Raw genomic sequence first — 23,362 nt, 5'->3', positions numbered from 1 at the left:
CCATAAATGCAAGCAAAATCAAAACACAAGCTCGGACGACCGCTTAATCACGCCCCATTCAAGGCGTCACCGGACTCGCCTGCAGCAAACGCGAATCGGCAACAAAATACGTGTTGCCACCTTGGGCCTTGGCCCCTTTTTTGGCACGCGTGGCGCACGACGACAGTTTTTGAGTGTGGTCAAACTGACCGGGGGCCACCAGCAACACCCCGATCGACAGACTCATCATCGGGAAAAACCGCTCCTCGCCTTCCCGGCTCTGAGCGACGATACCGCCTCGCTGACGATCGGTTTCGGTGTAAAACTGTGCCACCGCTTCGGAAAAACCACTGAGAATGTTGTCACAAATGACCTGGTAATCATCGTCCTGCGTGACCACCACAAAATCGTCGCCCCCGACATGGCCGATAAACGCTTGCTTCAGCCCGACAGCGGAGTGAAGCACTTTGGCCACTTCACTGATCACCTGATCGCCCTGTTCAAAACTGTAATAGTCGTTGTAAGGTTTGAAATTATCCACGTCCACATACATGACGGTAAACGGCCGATCCTGATCCAGGTGGTCCTGAATGCAATTCTGAATCGGGACATTGCCCGGCAGGCCGGAAAGCGGGTTGGCATAACGGGCACTGGCCACCTTCAGGTCCGTCATCACCCGAAGTACCTCCATAAACGAACCACAGCCCTGATAAAACCCTTCTTCGGTGATGATAAAGTGGCCACGCTCGTTATTGCCCTGCTCGGTGATGGTGCGACTGACCTCTACCAGAGGCGTATTGGCATCAAACACCAACGGATCCGGATCCATAAACCGGGTGATTTTTTTGCGCGTGTGCAGATCATGGCCGAACGGACGGGCCATGACATCCATCAGCTCGCGTCGCCAGACGATGCCGCGCACAATGCCTTGGTCCACGATGGGCACAAACTCCAGTTGCTGATCTTTGAGCATGCGTTCGGTCATGGCCTGCACCGAAAGGGTCGGCGGCATGGGGTCGGCCTGTTTGCACACCAGCTTGACCGCCTCAGTCGGGCCGCTCTGCCCGGCAACCTGTGGGGTCAGCTCATAGTCCAGCACCATCGACGCCGAAGGCGCCGGGCGTTTGAGCAAATACCCCTGAATCAGGTCCACCCCCAGCTTCTCCAGCATGCGCAACTCTGATTCCCGTTCCACGCCCTCAGCGATGACCTTGGTGCCCAAGCTCTTGGCCAGCGTCAGGATGGTTTCCATAAAACGGTACTTGTCGGCCTGGCGATCAATGCCGGCAATAAAATGCTTGTCGACCTTCACAAAGTCCGGTTTCACCTCCGACCAGAGTTTGAGGCCGTTATAGCCCGAACCCAAATCATCAATCGCCACTTTAAAGCCCATGCGTCGATAATGACTGATGGCCTCCTGAAACAGAGACATGTCTTCCACCGGCTGAAGTTCCGTGATTTCAATCACGACCTGGCTGACGTCCAGATCAAAGGCCTGAAGGTACTGCAGGGTCAAACCGGTCTGGTGGTTGTGATTGAGCAGCGTGCTGACAGAGATGTTAAGAAACAGGTGTGGCAGATTCTGATGCAGATGCGCCTGACGGTGAAAGGTTTCTATCGCGGTGCGCCGGGCAAGCAGGTCCATTTCCAGCAGCAAATCATGCTTGATCGCGGCACTGAACAGATTGGCCGGCGAAAACAACGCGGAGTTTTCCGGTCCGCGCGTTAGGGCCTCAAACCCGATGATTCGGCTTTTACGCAGAGAGACAATCGGCTGGAAAAACGTCGTCAGGCGCGCCTGTTCCAGCACTTCCTGCAGTTCTCGCCCAAGCTGTGAACTGCGCAAGGATTCCGGCAGGGTTTCATTGATTGGTTCGATGGCGGCGGTTGGCTGGTGCATCACACCCTCCCTAAGACAACGGACTCACCATCTTACCCACCCAAGATTGCACGCAGATGACAGTCCCAGCACGCTGTCAGCATCACACCGAACAAAAGACCTTGCAATTCAGTCAGTTTTTTTTCAAAATAGGCGATGTCTTTTGCGCGGATCGGATTCGAGCAAAAGGTGAATGCGCCGATTTGAACATCAGCTTGCGGGCGCAGGACCCATTCATTGATTTGACGGGTCAACCAAATACGGCTAAAGCGAGGACTGCCGCAGCCCCGCCTTATGTACCGTATTCTCAATTTTGATTTTTCACGCATCCGCTGAGTGCACCCAAAATACATTGAGGACACAGTATGACACACGTTTTTACTTCCGAATCGGTCTCCGAGGGCCATCCGGACAAAATCGCCGACCAGATTTCCGATGCCATGTTGGACGCCATCCTGGCTCAGGACCCCAAAGCCCGCGTGGCATGTGAAACCTTTATCAAGACCGGTATGGTCATGCTCGGAGGGGAAATCACCACCACTGCCTGGGTCGATCAGGAAGAACTGGTGCGCAAGGTGGTCAATGAGATTGGCTACCACCATGCCGACCTGGGCTTTGATGGCGATACCTGTGCGGTGTTGAGCTCCATCGGCAAACAGTCACCTGAAATCGCTCAGGGCGTGGACGAATCCGATGACCACGAACAGGGCGCAGGGGACCAGGGCCTGATGTTTGGTTACGCCACCAATGAAACCGATGTGTTGATGCCCGCGCCGATCTTTTATGCGCACCGCCTGATGGAACGCCAGGCCGAATGCCGCAAAAACGGCACGCTTGACTGGTTGCGCCCGGATGCGAAAAGCCAGATTTCCCTGCGCTACGAAAACGGTCAGCCAGTCGGTATCGAAGCGGTGGTGCTGTCCACCCAACACGACCCGGACGTCAGCAACGAGACCCTGCACGAAGCGGTGATGGAAGAAATCATCCGCCCGGTTTTGCCCGCACAATGGCTGGATGACCAGACCCACTACCACATCAACCCCACCGGGCGCTTTGTCATCGGCGGCCCGGTTGGCGACGCCGGGCTCACGGGGCGTAAGATCATTGTCGACACCTATGGTGGCATGGCCCGTCATGGCGGGGGCGCTTTCTCCGGCAAAGACCCCTCCAAAGTCGATCGCTCAGCGGCCTATGCCGGGCGATATGTAGCGAAAAACATTGTTGCCGCGGGCCTGGCCGACAAATGCGAAATTCAAATTTCTTATGCCATCGGCGTGGCCGAACCGACTTCCATTAGCCTTGACACTTTCGGCACCCACAAAATTGCCCCCGAGCGCATTGTCGCGCTGGTGCGTGAGCATTTTGACCTGCGTCCCAAAGGCTTGATCGCCATGCTTGATCTTTACCGTCCCATCTACCGAAAAACGGCCAGCTATGGGCATTTCGGACGTGAGCTGCCTGAATTCACCTGGGAGCGGACGGACAAAGCCGACGCCCTCAAAGCCGACGCTGGCCTGTAAAGGAAACAACCAATGCAATCACAACGCCAATACCCGCAAAAAATCAGTCTGGAGTTTTTTCCCCCCCGCACCGACCGGGGCGTGGAAAAGCTGCAAAGCACCATCGAACAACTGGACGTGATTCACCCGGAATACATGTCAGTGACCTATGGGGCCGGCGGCACCACCCAGGCCCGCACCATGGAAACGGTCGAACACATTCAGACCCGGACCAATCATGCCGCCGCCCCGCACATTACCTGTATCGGCGCCAGTCGCGAGAGCGTCAGTGAATTACTGGCCCAGTACAAAGCCATGGGCATCAAGCGCCTGGTAGCACTGCGCGGCGATCTGCCCTCAGGCATGATGGACCCGGGCGAGTTCAAATACGCCAGCGACCTGGTGGCCTTCATTCGTGAGACCACCGGCGACGATTTCACCATTGAAGTGGCCGCCTACCCGGAAACCCACCCGCAGGCACGCAACTGCGACATCGGCATCAAATGGTTCAAGTACAAGGTCGAGCAAGGGGCCGATGCGGCCATCACCCAGTATTTTTACAACGTTGACAGCTACCGTTATTTCATCGACAACTGTGAAAAAGCCGGCATTGACCTGCCCATCGTGCCTGGGGTGATGCCCATCACCAACTACGAAAACCTGGTGCGCTTTTCACAGGGCTGCGGGGCGGAAATTCCGCGCTGGCTGAAATGCCGACTGGAAAGCTACGAAGACGACCCGGACAGCCTCAAGGCATTCGGCAAGGAGGTGGTTCAGGAACTGTCTCAGCGCCTGCTCGACATCGGCGCGCCCGGACTGCACTTCTACAGCATGAACCAGCCCCAGCCCACCATCGACATTGTGCAAAGCCTCACACTGCGTCAGGACTGATCATGCGCATTCCTCGTCTGTATGTCCCGGGCGACTACCAGCCCGATCAAACCCTGGCATTGAGCACGGAACAGGCACACTATCTGATGCGCGTGCTGCGCCTGAAGGCCGATCACCCGCTGGAAGTCTTCGACGGCCAGGGACATCAGGCCCGTGCCACGCTGGTGCCCGAATCCAAGAAACAGGCCAAGGTGGCGCTTGAGGAAATTTTTGAATTGAACCGCGAATCCCCCCTTCACACGACCCTGGTGCAATCGGTGTCCAAAGGCGACCGGATGGATTACAGTCTGCAAAAAGCGGTGGAGCTGGGGGTGTCGGAGATCCAGCCGGTCCTGACTGAACATTCCATGGTGCGCCTGACACCGGAAAAAGCGCAAAAACGTCAGCAACAGTGGCAGGCCATCGTGATTCATGCGTGCGAACAGTGTGGCCGCACAGTCGTACCACCGGTTCGCCCCTTGAAAACTTACCAGGCCTGGTTAAAAGACCAGCCGGATGAGGCCATCAACGGGCTGGTCCTGGACCCACGCGCCCAGCATGCGCTCTCGGATCTGTCACCGCCACAAAGCCCTATGGCTTTTCTGGTCGGCCCCGAAGGCGGGTTGAGTGACGCCGAAATCGATCAGGCCACGGAAAAGGGCTTGAAAGCCATTGCCCTTGGCCCTAGAGTATTAAGGACCGAAACCGCCGGCGTCACGTTACTGGCTGCCATGCAAACCCTCTGGGGTGACTTCTGAGACAAGATCCCCCTCAACCCCCGGTCATTTGTTAACAATGGAACACAACACTATGCCATCAACCAATCAGGTGCCGCATCTGGAAACCGCCTTAACCGGTCCACTGCTCGAACTCGAAGAACATTTGCTTAACCAGCAGCCCCAAATCGAAGCCTGGTTTCGCAAACAGTTTAAGCAGACCCCTGCGCCCTTCTATGCCTCGGTGGATCTGCGTAATGCGGGCTACAAGCTGGCGCCGGTGGACACCAACCTGTTCCCGGCCGGGTTCAACAATCTGCACACAGACTTGCGCCCCCTGGCCATTCAAGCGGCGCAAAATGCGGTCACCGCCGCCTGCCCCATCGCCGATGGGGTTTTGATCATCCCGGAAAACCACACACGCAACCAGTTTTATCTGGAAAACCTGGCGGTTTTGCAGGAGATCCTACTGGCAGCGGGCTATGAAGCCCGCATCGGTTCCATCAACCCGGAAATCACCGAGCCCACCGAACTGTCTCTGCCTTCGGGCAAAACTCTGACGCTGGAACCGCTGACACGCCAGGAAGACCGAGTGGGCGTGGCCGACTTTTTCCCTTGCGCCGTGCTATTAAACAATGACCTGTCCGGTGGCCGCCCGGAGATTCTGGAAAACATTGACCAGACGCTGTTGCCGCCACTGGATCTGGGCTGGGCCAATCGCTACAAAACCGAACATTTCGGACACTATCAGGACATCACACAGGAATTTGCTCAACTGATTGACATTGATCCCTGGCTGATCACCCCCTTGTCGCTGCCTTGCGGCCCGGTCAACTTTAAAGAACGCACCGGCCTGGAAACCCTGGCCGACTCGGTCAATGAAGTGCTGAAAAAGACCCAAACCTATTACGACAACCACGACATTGACTGTCAGCCGTTTGCGATCATCAAATCCGACAGCGGTACCTACGGCATGGCCATCATGTCGGTCAACAACCCCGAAGACGTTTTGAGCCTCAACCGCAAGCAGCGCAACAAAATGAGTTCGGCCAAAGAAGGCCGGGTGGCCGAGCAAATGCTGGTGCAGGAAGGCGTCTACACCTTTGAAAACATCGATGACGCCGTGGCCGAGCCGGTGGTCTATATGATTCACAACCAGGTTGTGGGCGGGTTCTACCGGGTTCACACCGGCAAAAGCGCCACCGACAACCTGAACTCACCCGGCATGCACTTTCAGTCGCTGTCGTTTCAGACCGCCTGCGCCACACCCGATCAGAACCAGGCACCGGATGCGAGCCCCAACCGCTTTTATGCCTACGGCGTGGTCGCGCGTCTGGCACTGCTGGCGGCGGCCCGTGAAATCGATCAGGCCAAACGGGGCCTGTTGTCGGAGCCATCAGCATGAGTGAGGTCGCCGCAGCACTGGACATGGCCGTGATTATGGACCCGATCGAGCAGATCAAACCCTGGAAGGACACCTCGTTTGCGATGTTGCTCGAAGGTCAGCGCCGTGGCCACACCCTCTGGTACCTGACGCCACAGGATATTTTTCTCGACGGGGGCCGCCCCTTCGCCCAGCTCACGCAACTGAAAGTTTGGGACCGACCTCAGTCGGACACCGAGTCACAATACTTTGGCTACGGCCAAACCGTCATTCGTCCTTTAGGTGAGCTGGATCTGATTTTTATCCGCCAAGACCCGCCGTTTGACAACGACTACCTCTACTGCACACAAATGCTGGAACTGGCCGAGGCCGAAGGCGCACGGGTGGTCAACCGACCTCAGGCGATCCGTGACGCCAATGAAAAACTGTTTGCCAGCTGGTTTCCTCAAGCCCTGGCCCCGTCACTGGTTGCCGCTCAGCCCGGGCTCATTCGCCAATTCATTCAAACCCACCGGGACGTTATTTTAAAGCCCCTGGATGCCATGGGCGGCAGCTCGATTTTTCGGGTCACGGACACAGACCCCAACATTTCCGTGATACTGGAAACCCTGACCGGGCACGGACAGCACCATATCATGGCGCAGGTCTATCTGCCTGAAATCAAGGACGGGGACAAACGCATTCTAATGATTGATGGCGAGCCGATTGACTATGCGCTGGCACGCATCCCGGCCGAGGGCGAAACCCGAGGCAACCTGGCCGCTGGCGGTCGAGGCGTGGGCCAACCGCTCAGTGATCGGGACCGCTGGCTGTGCCAGCAGGTCGGCCCCACTCTGAAAGCCAAAGGCCTGTATTTTGTGGGATTGGATGTGATCGGCGATTACATCACGGAAATCAATGTCACCAGCCCGACCTGCGTGAGAGAGCTGGATGCGGCGTTTGACCTCAACATCGCTGGCGACTTGCTGGATGCGCTGGCCGCCCTGCCCCCGCTGAAATCAACTTAACCCGGCTCGGGGGAGGGTTTTCCAAAGTAGAATCCCTGAAGTTCGTCAATGGCAAAACCGTTCAGACAGTCCACAATCGCCTGACTGGAAACAAACTCGGCAATGGTTTTAACGCCCAGTTTGTGGGCGAAGGCCAAAATGGTTTCGGTCATTACCTTCGAGGCCGGATTGTCGCAAATGCCCTGAATAATGGACCCGTCGATTTTCAGATAGTCCACATCCAGCTGTACCATGTAGGCAAAATTGGAATAGCCCGCACCGAAATCATCCAGGGCCACCCGCACCCCCTGAGCCTTGACCGCGCGAATGAACTCACGCACCGTGTCATAATTCTGAATGCCTTCCGACTCGACAATTTCCAGCACCAGACGCCCCGGATCCGGGCAGGTCTCCACACGCTGAATCAGCCATAGGCGCATGGTTTCATCGGCGATGTCTTCAATCGACAGATTCACCGAAAAGTGATGCGAGCTGGTTTGCATGCGCGCAAAGACCTGATCGATCATGGTCTGAGTCAAGCGATGATAAAGCCGCAGACGCTTGGCGATGCCCAAAAAGGCACCAGGCGACACATATTCATCCCCTTCCTTCAGGCGCAACAGGCACTCATACTTGACCACTTCATGCGTTTTTGCATCCACAATGGGCTGATAAAACGGCACAAAACGCTGTTCTTCCAGCCCGCGATTCAGTCGTTCGATCCAATTCAAATTCTGCTGATAGGTTTTTTCAATCTTAAGTGTGGGGTCGAATGACAAAAACGTCTTATGCTGAGCTTTGGCGCGCTTGAGAGCCATATCCGCTCCGGACAACACCTGACGCCCCTTTGAACCGGCCGTGTGCGTCGTGGCCCAACCTGCCGTTACCGACACATTGACCTGCTGACCGTCCAACTGAAAACGCTGATGGGGGAGATGTTGTAAAAAATCCTGCAACCGCCCTTCAAAATCCGGGGCGATCCGTTGGAGATCCACCAATAACGCAAATTCGTCCACGGGCAGCTTATAAAGCTGGCACACCCCGGAAATGGATCCCACGCCATCATTCAGTGCCAGCGCCAGCGAGCGTAACACTTCGTCACCGGCCTCGTGACCGAAACAGGCATTGAGTTCACTGAATCGGTCCACATTAAACAACACCAGACCCATCTGCTCCGGCGTGTCTGCGGCAATGGCCTCAAGCAGGCTCAAACGATTGGGCAGCTGAGTCAGGGGATCATTGTGCAAGCGGAATGACATGGCCTGGGTGGATTCAATCAGCGCGCTGACGTCATACCCAATGCACACATACTCATTGACCTGGTGGTGTTCGTCATAAATCGCGGCCAGCGTCGTGTCCAGATAAAACGTCTGTCCCGCCCTGGATTGGTAGCGAACCACCCCTTTCCAGCTGGGGCTTTCGGCCAGAGTGGCCGTCACTTTCGGTCGCAAGCCATGGGATTCGGCGGACCAGAGTTGGAATAACGACTGGCCGAGCAGATCGCGCAGGTCCCAGCCACAGCGCGTGAGCATCATGCCATTGGCATCGGTAATGGTCAGATCCGTGTCCAGCATCAAGGTCATGGCACTGGTGTCCATGGCCGTTTTGTACGCCTGCAAATACGCCATCTGGCGACGTAAACGTTGCGTGCGCTCGGCCACTTTCTGCGTCAGACTGTCGTTGTAAACGCGCAACTTCGCCGCATGGTCTTCCAGAGCCTGATTCAGCCGATGAATGTCGGTCAGATCACGCACACAGACCACAAACATGCTTTGCCCGTCCTCACCCTCAACCAACTGGACGTTTTTGGCAATGTGCACGCGCTGACCATTGCGATGCAAGAATTCGGTTTTCTGTTCGTTGCAGAACCCTTTTTCGACCACCTCAGTATGGCAGGCTTCGAGAATGGCGTGATCACCCAGGTAAGCATCAATCGAAGTCCCAAGCAACTCATCCGGCCCATACCCCAACAGTTCGGCGAAGGCATCATTGGCATAGGTGATCGCCAACTCCTGATTGAGGGTAAAAACCCCTTCAGGAAAGTGCGCCAGAATCTGTTCAAGATGGTCGGATTGAATGCTCATGTCAATGAAAGTTAACTGTTAAAATGAGTCTGTGCCGTCTCAATAAGGCTTGATCTGGCATCTTAGCACACTCCTTTTCAAATGGACTTGCGATGCGCATAACTTTGCATTCATCTTTTTTATCATTCCCTAAATTTTGCTTGGCAGTGCTCACCGCTTTCAGCCTGAACGCCTGCCAAGCCCCCACTCAAACCGTGCAAAGCCGCTTCCCGGTTTTTGGCACCTTTGTCACCCTGAGCGCCAGTCACGTCACACCGGATCAGGCCCGCCCGGTGTTTGCCCGGATTGAACGCACCTTTCACAGCATGCACACCCAATGGCATGCCTGGCAGCCGGAGGGCACCCTCTACCGAATCAATCAGGCCATTGCTCGGGGCGAACCGATTGAGGTGCCCCTGAGTTTCAAACGCCAGATCGAAAAAACCCAGGCCCTCACCCGCGCCAGCGATGGTCTCTTTGACCCCGCGATAGGCAGTTTGATTGCCCTCTGGGGATTTCACAGCGAGCACTGGCAAGGCCCGCCGCCCTCTCAGGCTCAACGCGAGGCCTGGCTCAAGCACCGACCCAGTATTCTTGACCTCTGGTTTGACGGGTTGACCCTGCACAGTCACAACCGGCGTGTGCAGCTGGACTTTGGGGGCAACGCCAAAGGTCTGGCACTGGACCGCGCCGCCGAACAACTGCAGGCCGCCGGCATTGACAATGCCATCATCAACATTGGCGGTGATATGCGTGTTTTGGGGGAGCGCAACCCCCAAAAACACCAGGCCTGGTCAATTGGGATTCAACACCCGGACCATCCCGGCACGACCTTGGCCGCTATCGCCGTACACGGAAACGAAAGCCTGGTGACCTCCGGGACCTATCAACGCTCATTTGAATGGCAAGGCCAGACATTCAGCCACATCCTCAATCCCAATACCGCCGCGCCCACCGATTTTTTTGTGTCGGTGACCGTCGCCCACCCCGATGCCGTGACAGCCGACACCGCCGCCACGGCCCTGATGGTCGCCGGACCCAGCGGCTGGCAGCGCATCGCTGGCCGGATGGGGATTGACCAGGCCTTTCTGGTCGCCCCCGGCGGTCAATGCTTTGCCACCACCGCCATGGCCAAGCGACTGCAAAACGTCGACTGTGATCTGCAAATCATCGACCCACCCAAATCCAGCGCCGAATCGGTATAATAAGGACCATGCAAACTCTCCAGTCACTCGAGCATCATTTTCTGATTGCCATGCCCAACCTGGCCAACAGCTGGTTTGACAAGGCACTGATCTATATCGTCGAAGACAACGAATACGGCACCATGGGGCTCGTGGTCAACTACCCGCATCAATTGGATGTCTCGCAACTGTTGGAACACTTCGACCTGCCCATACCGCCCGAGGCGGATTATCTGCATGATGTCGTAATGATGGGCGGTCCTGTGGACATGGAACATGGTTTCATCCTGCACCAACCCGAAGGCGATTGGGAAAAATCACTGCCCCTGCCCGACAACCTGGGCATGACCGTTTCCGAAGATTTTCTCAAAGCCCTGTCCGAGCAGCAGGCCCCCGATGCGTTTCTGGTGTGCCTGGGTTTTGCTGGCTGGGAGAAAGGCCAGTTGAATGACGAAATTCAGGCCAATAACTGGCTGACCATTCCCTATAACGCCAGCTTGCTGTTTGACGTCCCCGCAGAGAAAAAATGGGAAACCGCCATTCACACACTGGGCATATCACCGGAATTTCTAAGCATGGATGCCGGGCATGACTGACCCCGCTGGCATGCAGGGGCGCGTCATCGGTTTTGACTTCGGGTTGCGCCGCATTGGTGTGGCCATCGGTAACACCCTGACCGCCACCGCCAGCGCCGAATCGATTGTGCAAAGCCGAGACGGCCGCCCCGACTGGGACGCCATCAGCGCGTTATTTGACCAATGGCAACCAGTGGCCATTGTGGTGGGGTTGCCCTTGCGTCTGGACGGCACCGACCAGCCCCTGACACAACCGGCACGCAAATTCGGACAACGCCTGGGCGGACGTTATCACCGCCCGGTGTTTTACATGGAAGAACAACTCAGTTCGATTGAAGCCGAGAAACGTGCCCCCGAGGCAGAGCATCACGATGACCTGGCCGCCGAAATCATTTTATCTAACTGGCTGGAAACGCTAAAATAACGCACATTGAGTCAACCCAAGCAAAGAGAACACGCATGCGACTGTCCACTCCCAATCTGCAGCTGAACGACCAGGGCGAACTGCGACACTTTCTGACACTGGAAGGACTCAAGCCTCGCCATCTCAACCAGATTCTGGACGTCGCCGATGGGTTCATCGATGAACAGGGCCAAATCCGCAAAGTGCCCAATCTGCATGGCAAGACCATCATGAACCTGTTTTTCGAGCCGAGCACCCGCACCCTGACCACATTTGAGATCGCCGAAAAACGCCTTTCCGCCGACGTGGTCAACTTAAACATCGCCACCTCCTCCACCAAAAAAGGCGAAACCCTGCTCGACACCCTGTGGAATCTGCAAGCCATGCTGGCCGACATTTTCGTGGTGCGACACAGTGAAAGCGGTGCCGCCCATTTCATTGCCCGCCATGTGGCCCCGCATGTCCATGTGATCAACGCCGGCGACGGCCAGCACTCGCACCCGACTCAGGCGATGCTCGACATGCTGACCATCCGTCGTCACAAAGGCGATATTTACGACCTCAAGGTCGCCATCATCGGTGACATTCAGCATTCCCGCGTGGTGCGCTCACAGATTCAGGCACTGAGTCTGCTCGAAGCTCGGGAAATCCGGGTGATCGGCCCAAAAACGCTGATGCCACCTGACCCCGCGGCACTGGGCGTTCACGTTTATGACAACATCGAAGACGGACTGGACGATGTGGATGTCATCATCAACGTCCGATTGCAGAGCGAACGCATGAAAAGCGCCCTGCTGCCCAGCGAGAAAGAATTTTTCAATCTCTATGGCCTGACCAGAGACCGTTTGAGCTACGCCAAACCCGATGCCATCGTCATGCACCCGGGGCCAGTCAACCGTGGCGTGGAAATCGATTCCGAAGTGGTTGACGGCGACCAGTCAGTCATTCTGGACCAGGTGACCTATGGCATCGCCGTGCGCATGGCAGTCATGTCCATCATTACCGAAAACGCGGCGGTTCTGAAACAATCCGCCTCAGTCCAGCAGGAGGCGGACGCATGAGACTGTTGATTGAAAACGCCCGCATCATCGATCCCAGCCAGGACCTGGACAAGGTAAGCAATCTTTACATCGCACGCGGACGCATTCAGGCGATTGACGACACCGCGCCCGAAGGCTTCACTCCCGATCAGACGATCGATGCCACCGGCAAGTGGTTGTTACCAGGCCTGGTGGATTTACAAGCGCGATTGGGTGAACCCGGCAGTCATTATGAAGGCACCATCGCCTCAGAGACCAAAGCGGCGGTGGCCAGCGGCATCACCACCATCTGCTGCCCGCCCGACACCAACCCGGTCAATGACACCCAGGCGGTCACCGAATTGATTCAGCGCCGGGCCCGTCAGGCGGCCACCGCGTTTGTACTGCCGATTGGCGCGATGACGCAGAAGCTCGAAGGGGAAATGCTCAGCAACATGGCCGCGCTTAAAAACGCGGGGTGCATCGCCCTGAGTCAGGCCAATCGCCCCATCCAAAACCCGCTCACCTTACGCAACGCCATGAGCTACGCAGCCAGCAACGACATTCTGCTGATGCTGCGGTGCGAAGATCAGACCATGAAAAACGGTGGCGTGGCACACAGTGGCGCCGTCAGCAGTCGCCTGGGCCTCAACGGCATTCCTTACAGTGCCGAAACCGCGGCCCTGGCGCAAACATTGATCCTGGCCGAAGAGGCCGGAGTTCGGGTTCACATCTCTCAGATCTCCTGCGCCAAGTCGGTGGAAATGATTGCACGCGCCAAAAAAGAAGGCCTGCCGGTGACGTGTGATGTGGCCATTCATCAACTGCACCTGACCGATTACGATTTGCTCGAATTCAACAGCCTGTTTCACGTCACACCGCCCTTACGCACGCACGATGATCAGGCGGCTCTGCGCATGGGCGTCAAGACCGGTATCATTGACGCCATCGTCAGTGACCACACCCCGCTGGACCGTGACGTCAAATTACTGCCTTTTGGCGAAAGTGCCCCGGGCATCAGCGGGTTGGAGACCCTTTTGCCGCTGACCCTGCGCCTGGTGGAAGACAACACTCTGACACTGAATCAAGCCGTTGCAGCGCTCAGCCAGCGTCCCGCCGAGATCATCGGCATCCAAAACGGCAGCTTGAGTGAAGGCCTGTCCGCCGACTTTTGCCTGCTCAACCCGGAGGCCCACTGGGAATTGGACCGCTTTGATTTGATCAGTCGCGGTGACAACAGCCCGTTCCACGGCTGGGAGTTCCAAGGGCAAGTGGAAGCGACCTATTTTCAGGGGCGACCGGTGTATCGCAACAATGCGGTCTGACGCCCCCGACCGGCCATTGCCCGAGCTGATCTGGCAGCAGAGCCTGCCACAAATCGGCGCTTACTGGGTACACGAATATCGCAGTGGTACCCCCCTGCCAACCGAGCTTTGGCCAGTCAACCTGACACTGAACGACCAAACCTTTCTGCTCAGCGTCAAAGATCAGGGTCAGCGGGTGCAATTTCTCAGCCTTCAGGAAAACGCACCGGATGCCGGACACATCTCCCAACCCAAAAACCACCAGGCCTGGTGGTTTTTGCAGGACATCGTGCCCGCTCCGGCGCCGCGTAATGACTCGCAGAGCGAACCGGACCAGCCCCTTTGTCTGCTGGCAGACGGATTGCATCTGGCCACAGCCCTGCATATATGCGAACAACTCAAAGCGCATTGCGCCTTAACCGTCATTGCTCACAGTGATCAAGGGTTTCCGTTTCCGGTCAAACCGGCGCGCTTTCTGCTGCCGGGCTTTCCGCCCGAAGCCATGGGCGCGGCCACACTGCTCGAAGACTGGGGCATTCCCAATCGTCTCTGTGCCCGACAGGGGCAGCCGGGCTGCTTCGAAGGCGATTTAAGCACACTGAAAGCGCATTGGACACCGCCCGAACACTGGCGGTTATTCGACGTGACCCGCTTCTTTGCGTAACTCATGCGCCAGCGCTTCCAATGACTTGGCGGCTTTGTGCGCCATATTGGAATGCACCACTTCCACGGAAGCCAGCACCAGCGTCTCCAGCTCCGAAAACTGCTCATCCGTGATCTCGTTGAGCGCCTTGTGCGACAGAATGCTTTTAAACTCTTTGACCACTTCTTTGGCGTGCTTATCAAACTGAATAATCATAATCGGTTCCTCATCGTTATTCGGGTTGGTTAGTCTTCCTTGAATACTTCGTCGCCGGTGCTGATGATTAAAGGGTCATTTTCCAGCAGATCCGGGTCTTTGTCGTCATACGGAAAACTGTTGAGCACATAGCGCATCGCTTCCAGCCGCGCCCGTTTTTTGTCATCGGATTTGATCACCGTCCAGGGACATTCCGACGTATTGGTGTAAAAAAACATGTCTTCTTTCGCTCGGGTGTACTCGTCCCACAAATCCAATGAAGCCATGTCCATCGGACTGAGTTTCCATTGTTTGAGCGGATCGTTTTTGCGGGCATTAAACCGGCGCAACTGCTCATTGCGGCTCACCGAAAACCAGAACTTCATCAGATGAATCCCGCTGGCCGTCAGCATGCGCTCAAACTCCGGTGCCTGATGCACAAACTGATTGTATTCCTGCGGGGTACAGAACCCCATCACGCGCTCCACCCCGGCACGGTTGTACCAGGAGCGGTCAAACAGCACCATCTCCCCCTGCGTGGGCAAATGCTGCACATAGCGCTGAAAGTACCACTGCCCCTTTTCCGTTTCCGTGGGTTTGTCCAGGGCCACCACGCGCGCACCCCGCGGATTGAGATGCTCCATCATCCGCTTGATGGTGCCGCCCTTACCGGCCGCATCGCGCCCTTCAAACAGAATCACCAGACGCTCGCCATTGTCCTTGATCCAACGCTGCAATTTGAGCAACTCGATTTGCAATTGCTCTTTGGTTTTTTCATACTCTTTGCGTTTCAATTTCGTATCATACGGATAAGCGATGTTACTGGACTTGATTTTCTTCATGGCGTCTCCCGATTGTTAAAATTCCTTATCCTAATCAATTCATTCTACGCCCCGAACCCAACAAAATAAACAAGAGGCCGTACATGACTGCTCACACACTGCCCGATGCCGACACCCAGGCTACCCTGAAACAAAATCTGGCCAACGTTCAACAACGTTTGCAGGACGCCGCCTCAAGCGCCAAGCGCTCTGCAGACACCATTCAACTGCTGGCCGTGAGTAAAACCAAACCCATTGAATACGTCAATGCCATCGCCGAGCAGGGCCAGACCTGTTTTGGCGAAAACTATCTGCAGGAAGCGTTGGAGAAAATCGCTCAGCGCCCGGACCTGACCTGGCATTTTATCGGGCCGATCCAGTCCAACAAAACCAAACCCATTGCCGAACAGTTTGACTGGGTGGAAAGTGTGGACCGCCTGAAAATCGCCCGCCGCCTGTCCAGTCAACGCCCACCGGAAAAAGGCCCCTTGAACATCCTGCTGGAAGTCAACATCAGCGGTCAGGCAAGCAAAGCGGGCTTTGCACCCGAACAGATCATGCAGGTGGCCGAAGAGGTCCTTGCACTGCCCAACCTGACCCTGCGCGGCCTCATGACCATCCCTGCGCCCAGCGACACACTGGAAGCGCAAAGACAACCGCTGGCACAAATGCGCCAACTGCTTGAACAGCTGCAGACACAACACCCCGAAGCACAACTGGACACGTTATCCATGGGCATGAGTGGCGACTTGGAAGCGGCGGTGCTCGAAGGCAGCACCGAAGTACGCATCGGCACTGACCTCTTTGGTGCGCGAAACTGACCAGGCCTGGTCAAAAACACCTTTATCTGGCTTTTGCCAGGCATAAAAAAACCGGAGGCGGTCTGTGACCACATCCGGTTTTGGTTCTCTCCTTTTTGCCCTGTCCAGCGTCTTGATGCGCTCGATCAGGTTGGGCCTTTTTTGGCCTCTGTTATGAATGTTTATCGGCGGATTCGGAGGCTTCTTGAGTCGAAGTTTCTGCATTTTCACCTGTATCACCCTCTGCATCGACAGGGGTGTCAGCGTCTGTCTGGGCGTCGGCCTGTGGACGCATCAGGTCACGCAAACCGAATGCCTCGGCCAGCCGGTCATGAAACGATTGAATGCGATCCAGCCAGTTGGTGGCGTTTTCGGTCTCGCTTGTGTCTTTCGAGGAGGCCGATTCGTCGCTTGAAGCAATCTGCTCTTTCTGGCCCATGACGGCGGCCATCAACTGATCCACACGTTCACGCGCCTGGGCAAACTGCTCGTCCATGCGTTCAATCACGCTCTGCCATTCCTGTACATAGGCAGGCACCTGACTAAGGTCTCCGCCTTGTGGTTTCTCAGCGGATTCAGGAACGTCTCCTTGTTGATAGCCCTGAGTCTGCTGGTAACGCTGCGCCATGGTTTGCGTTTTTTCCAGATTCAGATCCATGCTTTTAAGCTGTCCGAAATCCACATTCAGATTCTGTGCCTGCTCAAACGCTTTTTCCACATCGCCGTTGAAAAATTCATCTGCCAGCTTGCCCACCTGATCAAACACATCAAAAATCGCATTGAGCTCTTCATCGTTCAAATCGCCCTGAACGCTGAAGCCAAAACGCTCTTCAAACGCGGTGGCCTCCATGGCTTCACGACTTTCAAAATAGCGCGCGCCTTGCGGTCCCATTTCCGCCGACTGCTCCTGCTTATAGGATTGGTACTGAGCGTAAAGCTGGCGAAAATCCACCTGAACGCTGTCCCCTTCGCGTGTCTGCAAATTCAATGTCATGGTGTGGCTGTAGGCCAGAGACTGTTCAAACGAACTGCTTTTGGCCATGGCCTGAAGACCTTGCGCGCTGGGAGAGAAACCCGCGGCCTCCCCTCTTGCGGCCTGGATGGCTTGAGCCACAGGGGAGCGGACGTCTTCGGCACGGGCCTGACCCGTGTTTTTGTCATCCTGATCGGCCCGTTTGTTTGGGGTCAATAAATTTTGCAGCGTGGACGCATTGGATTGGATGGGAGAGGCCATAATCGTTCCTTTTTCTGGTCAGGGTGCAGTGTGAGCGCTCTGTCCGCGCCCGATTGTTATTCTAATCTGGGTTATCGGCCACACAAGGCAAAACTTGACTGGTCAATCCATTTTTGAGTGGGCATAATGGGCCTTATCGCGTAAAAAACACTCTAAAACCGTTCAGGAGAACGCCATGTTCGAGATCGCAAAGCAGCGCCTCAGCGAAGTGTTCAAACACATTGAGGTCGACGAAGAGGTCATTACCCGGCTATCCGTACCCAAGCGCTCCATCAAAGCCAGCATTCCAGTTCGCATGGACGATGGGACCTTGCAGATGTTTACCGGCTACCGCGTTCAGTATGACGACACACGAGGCCCCACCAAGGGCGGGATTCGTTACCATCCCCGGGTCAATATGGACGAAGTCACCTCGCTCAGCTTCTGGATGACGGTCAAGTGTGCGGTCACCGGCCTGCCCTTCGGCGGGGCCAAAGGCGGCATTACGGTTCACCCCAAAGACCTGTCTCAACTCGAACTGGAGCGTCTGTCTCGTGGCTACATCCGCGCGTTTGCCGATGTCATTGGTGAAACGCGCGACATTCCGGCCCCCGACATGTACACCAACGCCACCATTATGGGCTGGATGGCCGACGAATATTCGGTCCTGTCACGACGCCAGACACCCGGCATCATCACCGGTAAGCCCATCCACCTCAACGGTTCTCAGGGGCGCACTCAGGCGACGGGTCAGGGCGCGCTGTTCTGCCTGGATGAATACGCACGCCGCCATGGCTGGGAACGTGGCGAAACCACACTCGCGGTGCAAGGGTTCGGCAACGCTGGCTATCATTTTGCCCGACTGGCTCAGGCAGAAGGCTATAAGGTGGTCGCGGTGTCGGATTCCGTGGGCGGCATTTACGACCCCAATGGATTACAGGTCGATCATGTCAAATACTACAAAGAAGAGACCAACACCCTGCATTCGGTTTATTGCGATGGCACCGTCTGCAACGAAGTCGCGCACGATGTACTGACCAACCAGGAACTCTTATCTTTGGATGTGGACGTGCTGGTGCTGGCGGCGATGGAAAACCAGATCACACAGGAAAACGCCGAAGAAATTCGGGCCAATACCGTGCTGGAAATCGCCAACGGTCCCATCTCCCCACAGGCGGATGAAATTCTGCAACACAACCAGTGTGCGGTGATTCCCGATGTGTTGGCCAATGCAGGCGGGGTAACGGTCAGTTATTTTGAATGGGTCCAGAATCGCGCCGGTTTTTACTGGGAAGAGGTCGAAGTTCAGCAGCGCTTGTCCAAGATCATGCGCCGCGAAGCGAACCACGTTTATGACCTGGCCGAGAAATTCGGCTGTAGCCTGCGCACCAGTGCTTACATTCACGGCATTGATCGACTGGCTGGTGCCATCGGACAGCGTGGCAACTACAAACTTTTCAGTAAATAATGCGACCAGAGGGTGCGGGGTGGTTGGGAATCGCCGATGATCGGTTTATAATGCGATTTTGAATCATTGAACCAACAGGAGCGCCCATGAGTACGACACTGGCCTTTATCGGTGCGGGCAACATGAGCCTCAGTTTGATTGGCGGCCTGATTGCCAGCGGTTACCAAGCTTCGCAACTGATTGCGACCGACCGTGATCCGGAGCGCGGCCGTCACTTATCGCAGTTGTATGGCATTGAGTGTCTGACCGACAACGCCCAGGCCGTTGAGCGCGCCGACGTCGTGGTGCTGGCGGTTAAGCCGCAGCAACTCGCAGAACTCTGTCAGTCGTTGCAATCAGCGGTTCAGGCCAAAAAGCCATTGATTGTGTCCATCGCCGCAGGCGTCCGCACCCGCGATATTGATCGCTGGCTGGGGGGCGAAACCGCCATTGTGCGCACCATGCCCAACACGCCGTCCCTGATTCAGAGCGGTGCAGCCGGACTTTATGCCAATGAACGCGTCACGGCAGACCAAAAAGACAACGCCGAACACCTGATGCGTGCCGCCGGGGTGACCGTCTGGGTTGAACATGAAAGCGAGCTTGACGTAATCACCGCCGTTTCCGGCAGTGGGCCAGCTTATTATTTCCTGATGATGGAGATCATGCAAAAGGTGGGACAGCAGATGGGGCTGTCACCCAAAACCGCGCAACTTCTGACGGTCCAGACCGCCTTTGGCGCGGCCAAGATGGCGCTGGAAAGTCACGATGATTGCCAGACCCTGCGCGAAAAAGTGACTTCGCCCAACGGCACCACAGAAAAAGCACTGAACGTATTTGCCCAGCATGACCTGGAAGCCATCGTGACCGAGGCCATGGAAGCCTCACGCGACCGGGCCAAATCCCTGGCGGATGAACTGGGCCGACAAACATAACCTGATAAGATGAACCCAAACGCCTTGTGTCATTGGAAAACGCCGCAACCACGGAGCGGTTCTCCGACCTGACCCAAGCCATTTAATAGAAAGGACGCATCATGCATTCGCCAATCGGACAAGGGGGTCTGTTTCTGATCCAGTTTATCGCAGGCCTGGTTATTTTTGCCCTGATGTTGCGCTTTTTGATGCGCGCCACCCGCGTTGACTGGCACAACCCGGTCGTGCACTTCATCGCCAAAGTCACCAACCCGCTTTGCGCCCCGGCCAACAAACTTCTGCCCCGCCCCAATCGCTGGGACTGGCCGGCCATTGTCACCGCCCTGATCATCCAGGCGCTCACAGTGGTGTTGATTGGCTATCTGGCTGGCAAAAATTTTGGCCTAAGCGTGATTGTGATCTCTTCGATCACCGAAGTGATGAACCAGTTGCTGGACATGATGTTCTGGCTGATCATCATTCAAGTCATTCTCAGTTGGGTGTCACAGGGCTACAACCCCAATACCGCCATTTTCGAGCAATTGACCCAGCCTATTCTGGCGCCCTTTCAGCGATTTGTACCGCCAATGGGCGGCTTGGACTTGTCACCGATTGTCGCCATTCTGGTGATCAAGCTTACACAAATTGTCGTGGTGGGCAGCATCGCCCAGATCGGCACGCAGTTGGCACTCTCGGCATGATTTGTTGGCCCGTATCCGTTAAGATAATCGCATGTCACAATCCATAGGTCTCGTCACGCCCCAAACCCTGTCAGTCACCACGCCACTGGAAATGGTGTGTGGTGCACGCTTGTCCCAGTATGACCTCACCTATGAAACCTATGGTCAACTCAACGCCGATGCCAGCAACGCAGTCTTGATCTGTCATGCGCTCAGCGGCAACCATCACGTCGCCGGTCATTACGAAGAAGAAAAATCCCAGGGCTGGTGGGATCAATACATTGGCCCAGGCAAACCCATCGACACCAATCAGTTTTTTGTGGTCTGTTCCAACAATCTGGGCGGTTGCCACGGCTCCACTGGCCCGACCAGCACCAACCCGGAAACCGGCCAGGTGTTTGGCCCCGATTTTCCGATCGTCACCTGCAAAGACTGGGTCAACAGTCAAAACGTGTTGCGCGAGCACCTGGGCATTGATGTGTGGGCTGCCGTGATTGGCGGGTCCATGGGCGGCATGCAGGTCATGCAGTGGGCCATGGACTATCCCGAGCGACTGCGCCACGCTGTCGTGATTGCCGCCGCACCCAAGTTATCGGCTCAAAACATTGCCTTCAATGAAGTCGCTCGTCGGGCCATCATGACGGATCCCGATTTTCATCATGGGCGTTTCATCGAAGCGGGCACCACGCCGAAACGGGGACTGGCGCTGGCACGCATGCTCGGCCACCTGACCTATTTATCCGATGACATGATGGGATCTAAATTCGGTCGGGAACTGCGAGAAGGCAAACTGAAATACAATTTCGATGTTGAGTTTCAGGTGGAAAGCTACCTGCGCTATCAGGGTGAAAAATTTGCCACCAAGCAAAATTTCGATGCCAATACCTATTTGTTAATGACCAAGGCACTGGACTACTTTGATCCGGCCGCCGATTACGACAACAGTCTGGCCAAAGCATTGGCGCAAGCCACCGCAAAATTTCTGGTGATTGCCTTCACTTCCGACTGGCGCTTTTCTCCCAAACGCTCGCAGGAAATCGTCAAAGCGCTGTTGGACAACGATGCCGATGTAACCTATGCTGAAATTGAGTCAAAGCATGGGCACGATGCCTTTCTCTTGCCCAATGAGCATTACGAAGGGGTGTTTCGTGCCTACATGCAGCGTATCGCCGCCGAACACGAAGGGGCAGCCTCATGAGCGAACTCAGCCCTGAATTTCAACTGATTGCCAACTGGATTAACCCCGGTGCCCGCGTCCTTGATCTGGGCTGTGGTGATGGCCGCTTACTGACCCATCTACAACAAACCCGTCAGACCACCGGCTATGGCATGGAGCTGGACCCCGCCAAAGTCATCGCCGCCGTTGAGCGGGGCATTAATGTGATCCAGAGCAACCTCAACAGCCATGACATCTGTCACTATTTTGACCAGGACTCGTTTGATTTTGTGATCATGACCCAGGCCCTGCAAGTGGTCAGCCGCCCGGATCGGATGCTGGACGAGATGCTCAGCGTGGGCAAACAAGGCATCATCACCTTTCCCAACTTTGCCCACTGGCGCAACCGCGCACAGTTGTTTTTCGGCGGCAAAATGCCCCAGAACACCAGCCTGCCCAACCCCTGGTACAACACGCCCAACATCCATCTTTGTACCTTCTCGGATTTTGAAAACCTCTGTGAGGAAAAAGACATTGAAGTGGTGGCCCGTACTGTCGTCAACAGCAAGCACCAACCCACGTTCGCCATGCGGTTCGCCCCCAACTGGCTGGGAGAAATTGCACTGTATCAGGTCCAACGCAAACCCGGATAATTCAAGGAGCACCTCGTGAACCGCTGGTTTCAGAAAGGCAATGCCCGACGTTTTTTTCGCATTGACATGCCCGTCAAGGTCTTTGTACAACCGGCCTCCCCCGTGAAAGACCCGGAAATCTATGCCAATGGCAGTCACTATTACCCTCCCGCCTTGCGCCAACAGCTGGACCAGGAAAAAAACGCTCTGCTCAAATGGGTTGAACACATTCAGGACAAAAAAGAACCGCTGAAAGCTATTTTTCATGAAATCATTGACGAGGTTGAGTTTTTGGGTGAAGTGGCCGACCTCATGGCCCAGGGCATCAACCCCAAACAGCACTCCAAATATTGGTTAAGACTGCAAAAACAGTGGCATGGCTTTGAGAGCCTGAATCGCCTGTTACCCGATGCGCCCAAAACCCACGCCTACTTTCAAAAAATTGAACAGAGCTTCAGCGTTTTTTATCAATCCATGCTCAACACACTTCAGCATTCCGACGCCAAACATTTTGAAGCCAATGCCCATCTGCCAGACCCGCTGCCCATGGCACGGATGCTCGAACTGTTCGCCGATGAAAAATACAGTAAAATCCCCCTGGTTCAGGCCATTTATCACCTGGGGCAGTATATGCGCTTGCATCTGGAAGCCTATCGGCAACTCAATGACGACCACATCCGTCTCAACGCCCCCGAACACTGGCCCGAAAAAACCGTAAATCTCAGTGCCAGCGGCATTGCCGTGCCCTTGCAACAAAGCTTCAAACCATTTGAAAAGGTTGACGTTTTATTGTATTTTGAGCAAAAAAGACAAAAATTGCGTTTTGATGGCTCCATTGTCAACACACGCAGCATGCCTGATAAAGGAATAGAGCGTGTTGCCATTAACTTTGACTTACCTGACGGTGAAACCCAAAATTCTCTTCAGAGTGCTATTCAAGAGTTTGAGCTGGACGAGTGCTTAGACTTAACCCTCATTTGATGTTGTACGGACTCAGTCA

Annotated in this window: 24 protein-coding genes; 18 read left to right on the top strand and 6 right to left on the bottom strand. The window is 55.6% G+C overall.

Annotated features, from left to right (window positions below; genetic code table 11):
• Positions 1–58: 58 nt before the first annotated feature.
• Both AVO41_RS03280 and AVO41_RS03275 read right to left on the bottom strand, forming a co-directional pair.
• Positions 59–1,879, bottom strand: a complete 1,821-nt coding sequence (locus tag AVO41_RS03280) for a GGDEF domain-containing protein (RefSeq protein WP_068582494.1) — start codon at positions 1,877–1,879, stop codon at positions 59–61.
• A 32-nt stretch (positions 1,880–1,911) separates the two neighbouring features.
• Entirely contained in the window at positions 1,912–2,187 is a 276-nt protein-coding gene (locus AVO41_RS03275) for a hypothetical protein (RefSeq protein WP_153003461.1), read from the bottom strand.
• A gap of 36 nt (positions 2,188–2,223) precedes the next feature.
• Here AVO41_RS03275 and metK point away from each other — a divergent pair, with 36 nt between their 5' ends.
• From metK to gshB, 5 genes are read left to right on the top strand one after another with little or no spacing between them, the layout of a single operon-like run.
• Complete coding sequence (metK, locus tag AVO41_RS03270; protein ID WP_068582486.1) at positions 2,224–3,378, top strand: methionine adenosyltransferase; 1,155 nt, start codon at positions 2,224–2,226, stop codon at positions 3,376–3,378.
• Positions 3,379–3,390: 12 nt separating this feature from the next.
• On the top strand, positions 3,391–4,248 hold the full coding sequence (gene metF / locus AVO41_RS03265; RefSeq protein ID WP_068582483.1) for a methylenetetrahydrofolate reductase [NAD(P)H]: 858 nt from the start codon (positions 3,391–3,393) through the stop codon (positions 4,246–4,248).
• 2 nt (positions 4,249–4,250) lie between these two features.
• Positions 4,251–4,985 (top strand): 16S rRNA (uracil(1498)-N(3))-methyltransferase, encoded by a 735-nt coding sequence (locus AVO41_RS03260; protein ID WP_068582481.1) that lies wholly within the window; start codon positions 4,251–4,253, stop codon positions 4,983–4,985.
• 52 nt (positions 4,986–5,037) lie between these two features.
• Entirely contained in the window at positions 5,038–6,348 is a 1,311-nt protein-coding gene (gene gshA, locus AVO41_RS03255) for a glutamate--cysteine ligase (protein WP_068582478.1), read from the top strand.
• On the top strand, positions 6,345–7,334 hold the full coding sequence (gene gshB / locus AVO41_RS03250; RefSeq protein WP_068582474.1) for a glutathione synthase: 990 nt from the start codon (positions 6,345–6,347) through the stop codon (positions 7,332–7,334). The genes gshA and gshB overlap by 4 nt, the downstream gene beginning before the upstream one ends.
• On the opposite strand, the gene AVO41_RS03245 is transcribed toward gshB, so the two are convergent.
• Positions 7,331–9,397, bottom strand: coding sequence for an EAL domain-containing protein (locus tag AVO41_RS03245; RefSeq protein ID WP_068582471.1), 2,067 nt, complete (start codon positions 9,395–9,397; stop codon positions 7,331–7,333). The two genes, gshB and AVO41_RS03245, sit on opposite strands and share 4 nt — an antisense overlap.
• 146 nt (positions 9,398–9,543) lie before the next feature.
• Here AVO41_RS03245 and AVO41_RS03240 point away from each other — a divergent pair, with 146 nt between their 5' ends.
• Genes AVO41_RS03240 through AVO41_RS03215 form a run of 6 tightly spaced genes read left to right on the top strand, consistent with a single transcriptional unit; the run spans position 9,544 to position 14,525 of the window.
• Complete coding sequence (locus AVO41_RS03240; protein ID WP_235584667.1) at positions 9,544–10,581, top strand: FAD:protein FMN transferase; 1,038 nt, start codon at positions 9,544–9,546, stop codon at positions 10,579–10,581.
• A gap of 8 nt (positions 10,582–10,589) precedes the next feature.
• Entirely contained in the window at positions 10,590–11,156 is a 567-nt protein-coding gene (locus tag AVO41_RS03235; protein ID WP_068582465.1) for a YqgE/AlgH family protein, read from the top strand.
• Positions 11,149–11,559 (top strand): Holliday junction resolvase RuvX, encoded by a 411-nt coding sequence (ruvX, locus tag AVO41_RS03230; protein WP_068582461.1) that lies wholly within the window; start codon positions 11,149–11,151, stop codon positions 11,557–11,559. The genes AVO41_RS03235 and ruvX overlap by 8 nt, the downstream gene beginning before the upstream one ends.
• A gap of 35 nt (positions 11,560–11,594) precedes the next feature.
• On the top strand, positions 11,595–12,599 hold the full coding sequence (locus AVO41_RS03225; RefSeq protein WP_068582459.1) for an aspartate carbamoyltransferase catalytic subunit: 1,005 nt from the start codon (positions 11,595–11,597) through the stop codon (positions 12,597–12,599).
• Positions 12,596–13,882, top strand: a complete 1,287-nt coding sequence (locus tag AVO41_RS03220; RefSeq protein ID WP_068582456.1) for a dihydroorotase — start codon at positions 12,596–12,598, stop codon at positions 13,880–13,882. The genes AVO41_RS03225 and AVO41_RS03220 overlap by 4 nt, the downstream gene beginning before the upstream one ends.
• Positions 13,872–14,525, top strand: a complete 654-nt coding sequence (locus tag AVO41_RS03215) for a hypothetical protein (protein ID WP_068582453.1) — start codon at positions 13,872–13,874, stop codon at positions 14,523–14,525. Before AVO41_RS03220 ends, AVO41_RS03215 begins: the two co-directional genes overlap by 11 nt.
• Here the strand turns inward: AVO41_RS03215 and AVO41_RS03210 are convergent.
• Positions 14,496–14,720 (bottom strand): hypothetical protein, encoded by a 225-nt coding sequence (locus tag AVO41_RS03210; protein WP_068582450.1) that lies wholly within the window; start codon positions 14,718–14,720, stop codon positions 14,496–14,498. The two genes, AVO41_RS03215 and AVO41_RS03210, sit on opposite strands and share 30 nt — an antisense overlap.
• 29 nt (positions 14,721–14,749) lie before the next feature.
• Entirely contained in the window at positions 14,750–15,541 is a 792-nt protein-coding gene (gene ppk2, locus AVO41_RS03205; protein ID WP_068582445.1) for a polyphosphate kinase 2, read from the bottom strand.
• A gap of 83 nt (positions 15,542–15,624) precedes the next feature.
• On the opposite strand from ppk2, the gene AVO41_RS03200 reads away from it, so the two are divergent.
• The gene (locus tag AVO41_RS03200) at positions 15,625–16,341 is read left to right on the top strand and encodes a YggS family pyridoxal phosphate-dependent enzyme (RefSeq protein ID WP_068582441.1); all 717 of its coding nucleotides are present in this window, start codon (positions 15,625–15,627) and stop codon (positions 16,339–16,341) included.
• Between the two features lie 151 nt (positions 16,342–16,492).
• On the opposite strand, the gene AVO41_RS03195 is transcribed toward AVO41_RS03200, so the two are convergent.
• Positions 16,493–17,554 (bottom strand): hypothetical protein, encoded by a 1,062-nt coding sequence (locus AVO41_RS03195; protein ID WP_068582438.1) that lies wholly within the window; start codon positions 17,552–17,554, stop codon positions 16,493–16,495.
• Between the two features lie 175 nt (positions 17,555–17,729).
• Between AVO41_RS03195 and AVO41_RS03190 the strand changes: the two genes are divergently transcribed.
• From AVO41_RS03190 to AVO41_RS03165, 6 genes are all read left to right on the top strand, one after another.
• The gene (locus tag AVO41_RS03190; RefSeq protein ID WP_068582435.1) at positions 17,730–19,001 is read left to right on the top strand and encodes a Glu/Leu/Phe/Val dehydrogenase; all 1,272 of its coding nucleotides are present in this window, start codon (positions 17,730–17,732) and stop codon (positions 18,999–19,001) included.
• Between the two features lie 86 nt (positions 19,002–19,087).
• Entirely contained in the window at positions 19,088–19,915 is an 828-nt protein-coding gene (gene proC, locus AVO41_RS03185) for a pyrroline-5-carboxylate reductase (RefSeq protein WP_068582433.1), read from the top strand.
• A 101-nt stretch (positions 19,916–20,016) separates the two neighbouring features.
• Positions 20,017–20,595 carry a YggT family protein gene (locus AVO41_RS03180; protein WP_068582429.1) on the top strand — a complete coding sequence of 193 codons (579 nt, stop codon included), beginning with the start codon at positions 20,017–20,019 and terminating at the stop codon, positions 20,593–20,595.
• A 31-nt stretch (positions 20,596–20,626) separates the two neighbouring features.
• A complete protein-coding gene (locus tag AVO41_RS03175) occupies positions 20,627–21,772 on the top strand; it encodes a homoserine O-acetyltransferase (protein WP_068582427.1) in 1,146 nt (381 codons plus the stop codon).
• Positions 21,769–22,383, top strand: a complete 615-nt coding sequence (gene metW, locus AVO41_RS03170) for a methionine biosynthesis protein MetW (protein WP_068582424.1) — start codon at positions 21,769–21,771, stop codon at positions 22,381–22,383. Before AVO41_RS03175 ends, metW begins: the two co-directional genes overlap by 4 nt.
• Positions 22,384–22,398: 15 nt before the next feature.
• The gene (locus tag AVO41_RS03165; protein WP_068582421.1) at positions 22,399–23,343 is read left to right on the top strand and encodes a PilZ domain-containing protein; all 945 of its coding nucleotides are present in this window, start codon (positions 22,399–22,401) and stop codon (positions 23,341–23,343) included.
• Positions 23,344–23,362 lie beyond the last annotated feature (19 nt).

The sequence above is a fragment of the Thiomicrospira sp. WB1 genome, assembly GCF_001507535.1.
Classification (GTDB): domain Bacteria; phylum Pseudomonadota; class Gammaproteobacteria; order Thiomicrospirales; family Thiomicrospiraceae; genus Hydrogenovibrio.
The sequence above is the reverse complement of the archived record's forward strand: the minus strand, read 5'-3'. Positions and strand labels throughout refer to the sequence as shown.

Bases quoted from the DNA above. Each gene is read 5' to 3' on its own strand.
- AVO41_RS03280 (WP_068582494.1), bottom strand. From the start codon at position 1,879: ATGCACCAGCCAACCGCCGCCATCGAACCAATCAATGAAACCCTGCCG.
- AVO41_RS03275 (WP_153003461.1), bottom strand. From the start codon at position 2,187: ATGCGTGAAAAATCAAAATTGAGAATACGGTACATAAGGCGGGGCTGC.
- metK (WP_068582486.1), top strand. From the start codon at position 2,224: ATGACACACGTTTTTACTTCCGAATCGGTCTCCGAGGGCCATCCGGAC.
- metF (WP_068582483.1), top strand. From the start codon at position 3,391: ATGCAATCACAACGCCAATACCCGCAAAAAATCAGTCTGGAGTTTTTT.
- AVO41_RS03260 (WP_068582481.1), top strand. From the start codon at position 4,251: ATGCGCATTCCTCGTCTGTATGTCCCGGGCGACTACCAGCCCGATCAA.
- gshA (WP_068582478.1), top strand. From the start codon at position 5,038: ATGCCATCAACCAATCAGGTGCCGCATCTGGAAACCGCCTTAACCGGT.
- gshB (WP_068582474.1), top strand. From the start codon at position 6,345: ATGAGTGAGGTCGCCGCAGCACTGGACATGGCCGTGATTATGGACCCG.
- AVO41_RS03245 (WP_068582471.1), bottom strand. From the start codon at position 9,397: ATGAGCATTCAATCCGACCATCTTGAACAGATTCTGGCGCACTTTCCT.
- AVO41_RS03235 (WP_068582465.1), top strand. From the start codon at position 10,590: ATGCAAACTCTCCAGTCACTCGAGCATCATTTTCTGATTGCCATGCCC.
- ruvX (WP_068582461.1), top strand. From the start codon at position 11,149: ATGACTGACCCCGCTGGCATGCAGGGGCGCGTCATCGGTTTTGACTTC.
- AVO41_RS03225 (WP_068582459.1), top strand. From the start codon at position 11,595: ATGCGACTGTCCACTCCCAATCTGCAGCTGAACGACCAGGGCGAACTG.
- AVO41_RS03220 (WP_068582456.1), top strand. From the start codon at position 12,596: ATGAGACTGTTGATTGAAAACGCCCGCATCATCGATCCCAGCCAGGAC.
- AVO41_RS03215 (WP_068582453.1), top strand. From the start codon at position 13,872: ATGCGGTCTGACGCCCCCGACCGGCCATTGCCCGAGCTGATCTGGCAG.
- AVO41_RS03210 (WP_068582450.1), bottom strand. From the start codon at position 14,720: ATGATTATTCAGTTTGATAAGCACGCCAAAGAAGTGGTCAAAGAGTTT.
- ppk2 (WP_068582445.1), bottom strand. From the start codon at position 15,541: ATGAAGAAAATCAAGTCCAGTAACATCGCTTATCCGTATGATACGAAA.
- AVO41_RS03200 (WP_068582441.1), top strand. From the start codon at position 15,625: ATGACTGCTCACACACTGCCCGATGCCGACACCCAGGCTACCCTGAAA.
- AVO41_RS03195 (WP_068582438.1), bottom strand. From the start codon at position 17,554: ATGGCCTCTCCCATCCAATCCAATGCGTCCACGCTGCAAAATTTATTG.
- AVO41_RS03190 (WP_068582435.1), top strand. From the start codon at position 17,730: ATGTTCGAGATCGCAAAGCAGCGCCTCAGCGAAGTGTTCAAACACATT.
- proC (WP_068582433.1), top strand. From the start codon at position 19,088: ATGAGTACGACACTGGCCTTTATCGGTGCGGGCAACATGAGCCTCAGT.
- AVO41_RS03180 (WP_068582429.1), top strand. From the start codon at position 20,017: ATGCATTCGCCAATCGGACAAGGGGGTCTGTTTCTGATCCAGTTTATC.
- AVO41_RS03175 (WP_068582427.1), top strand. From the start codon at position 20,627: ATGTCACAATCCATAGGTCTCGTCACGCCCCAAACCCTGTCAGTCACC.
- metW (WP_068582424.1), top strand. From the start codon at position 21,769: ATGAGCGAACTCAGCCCTGAATTTCAACTGATTGCCAACTGGATTAAC.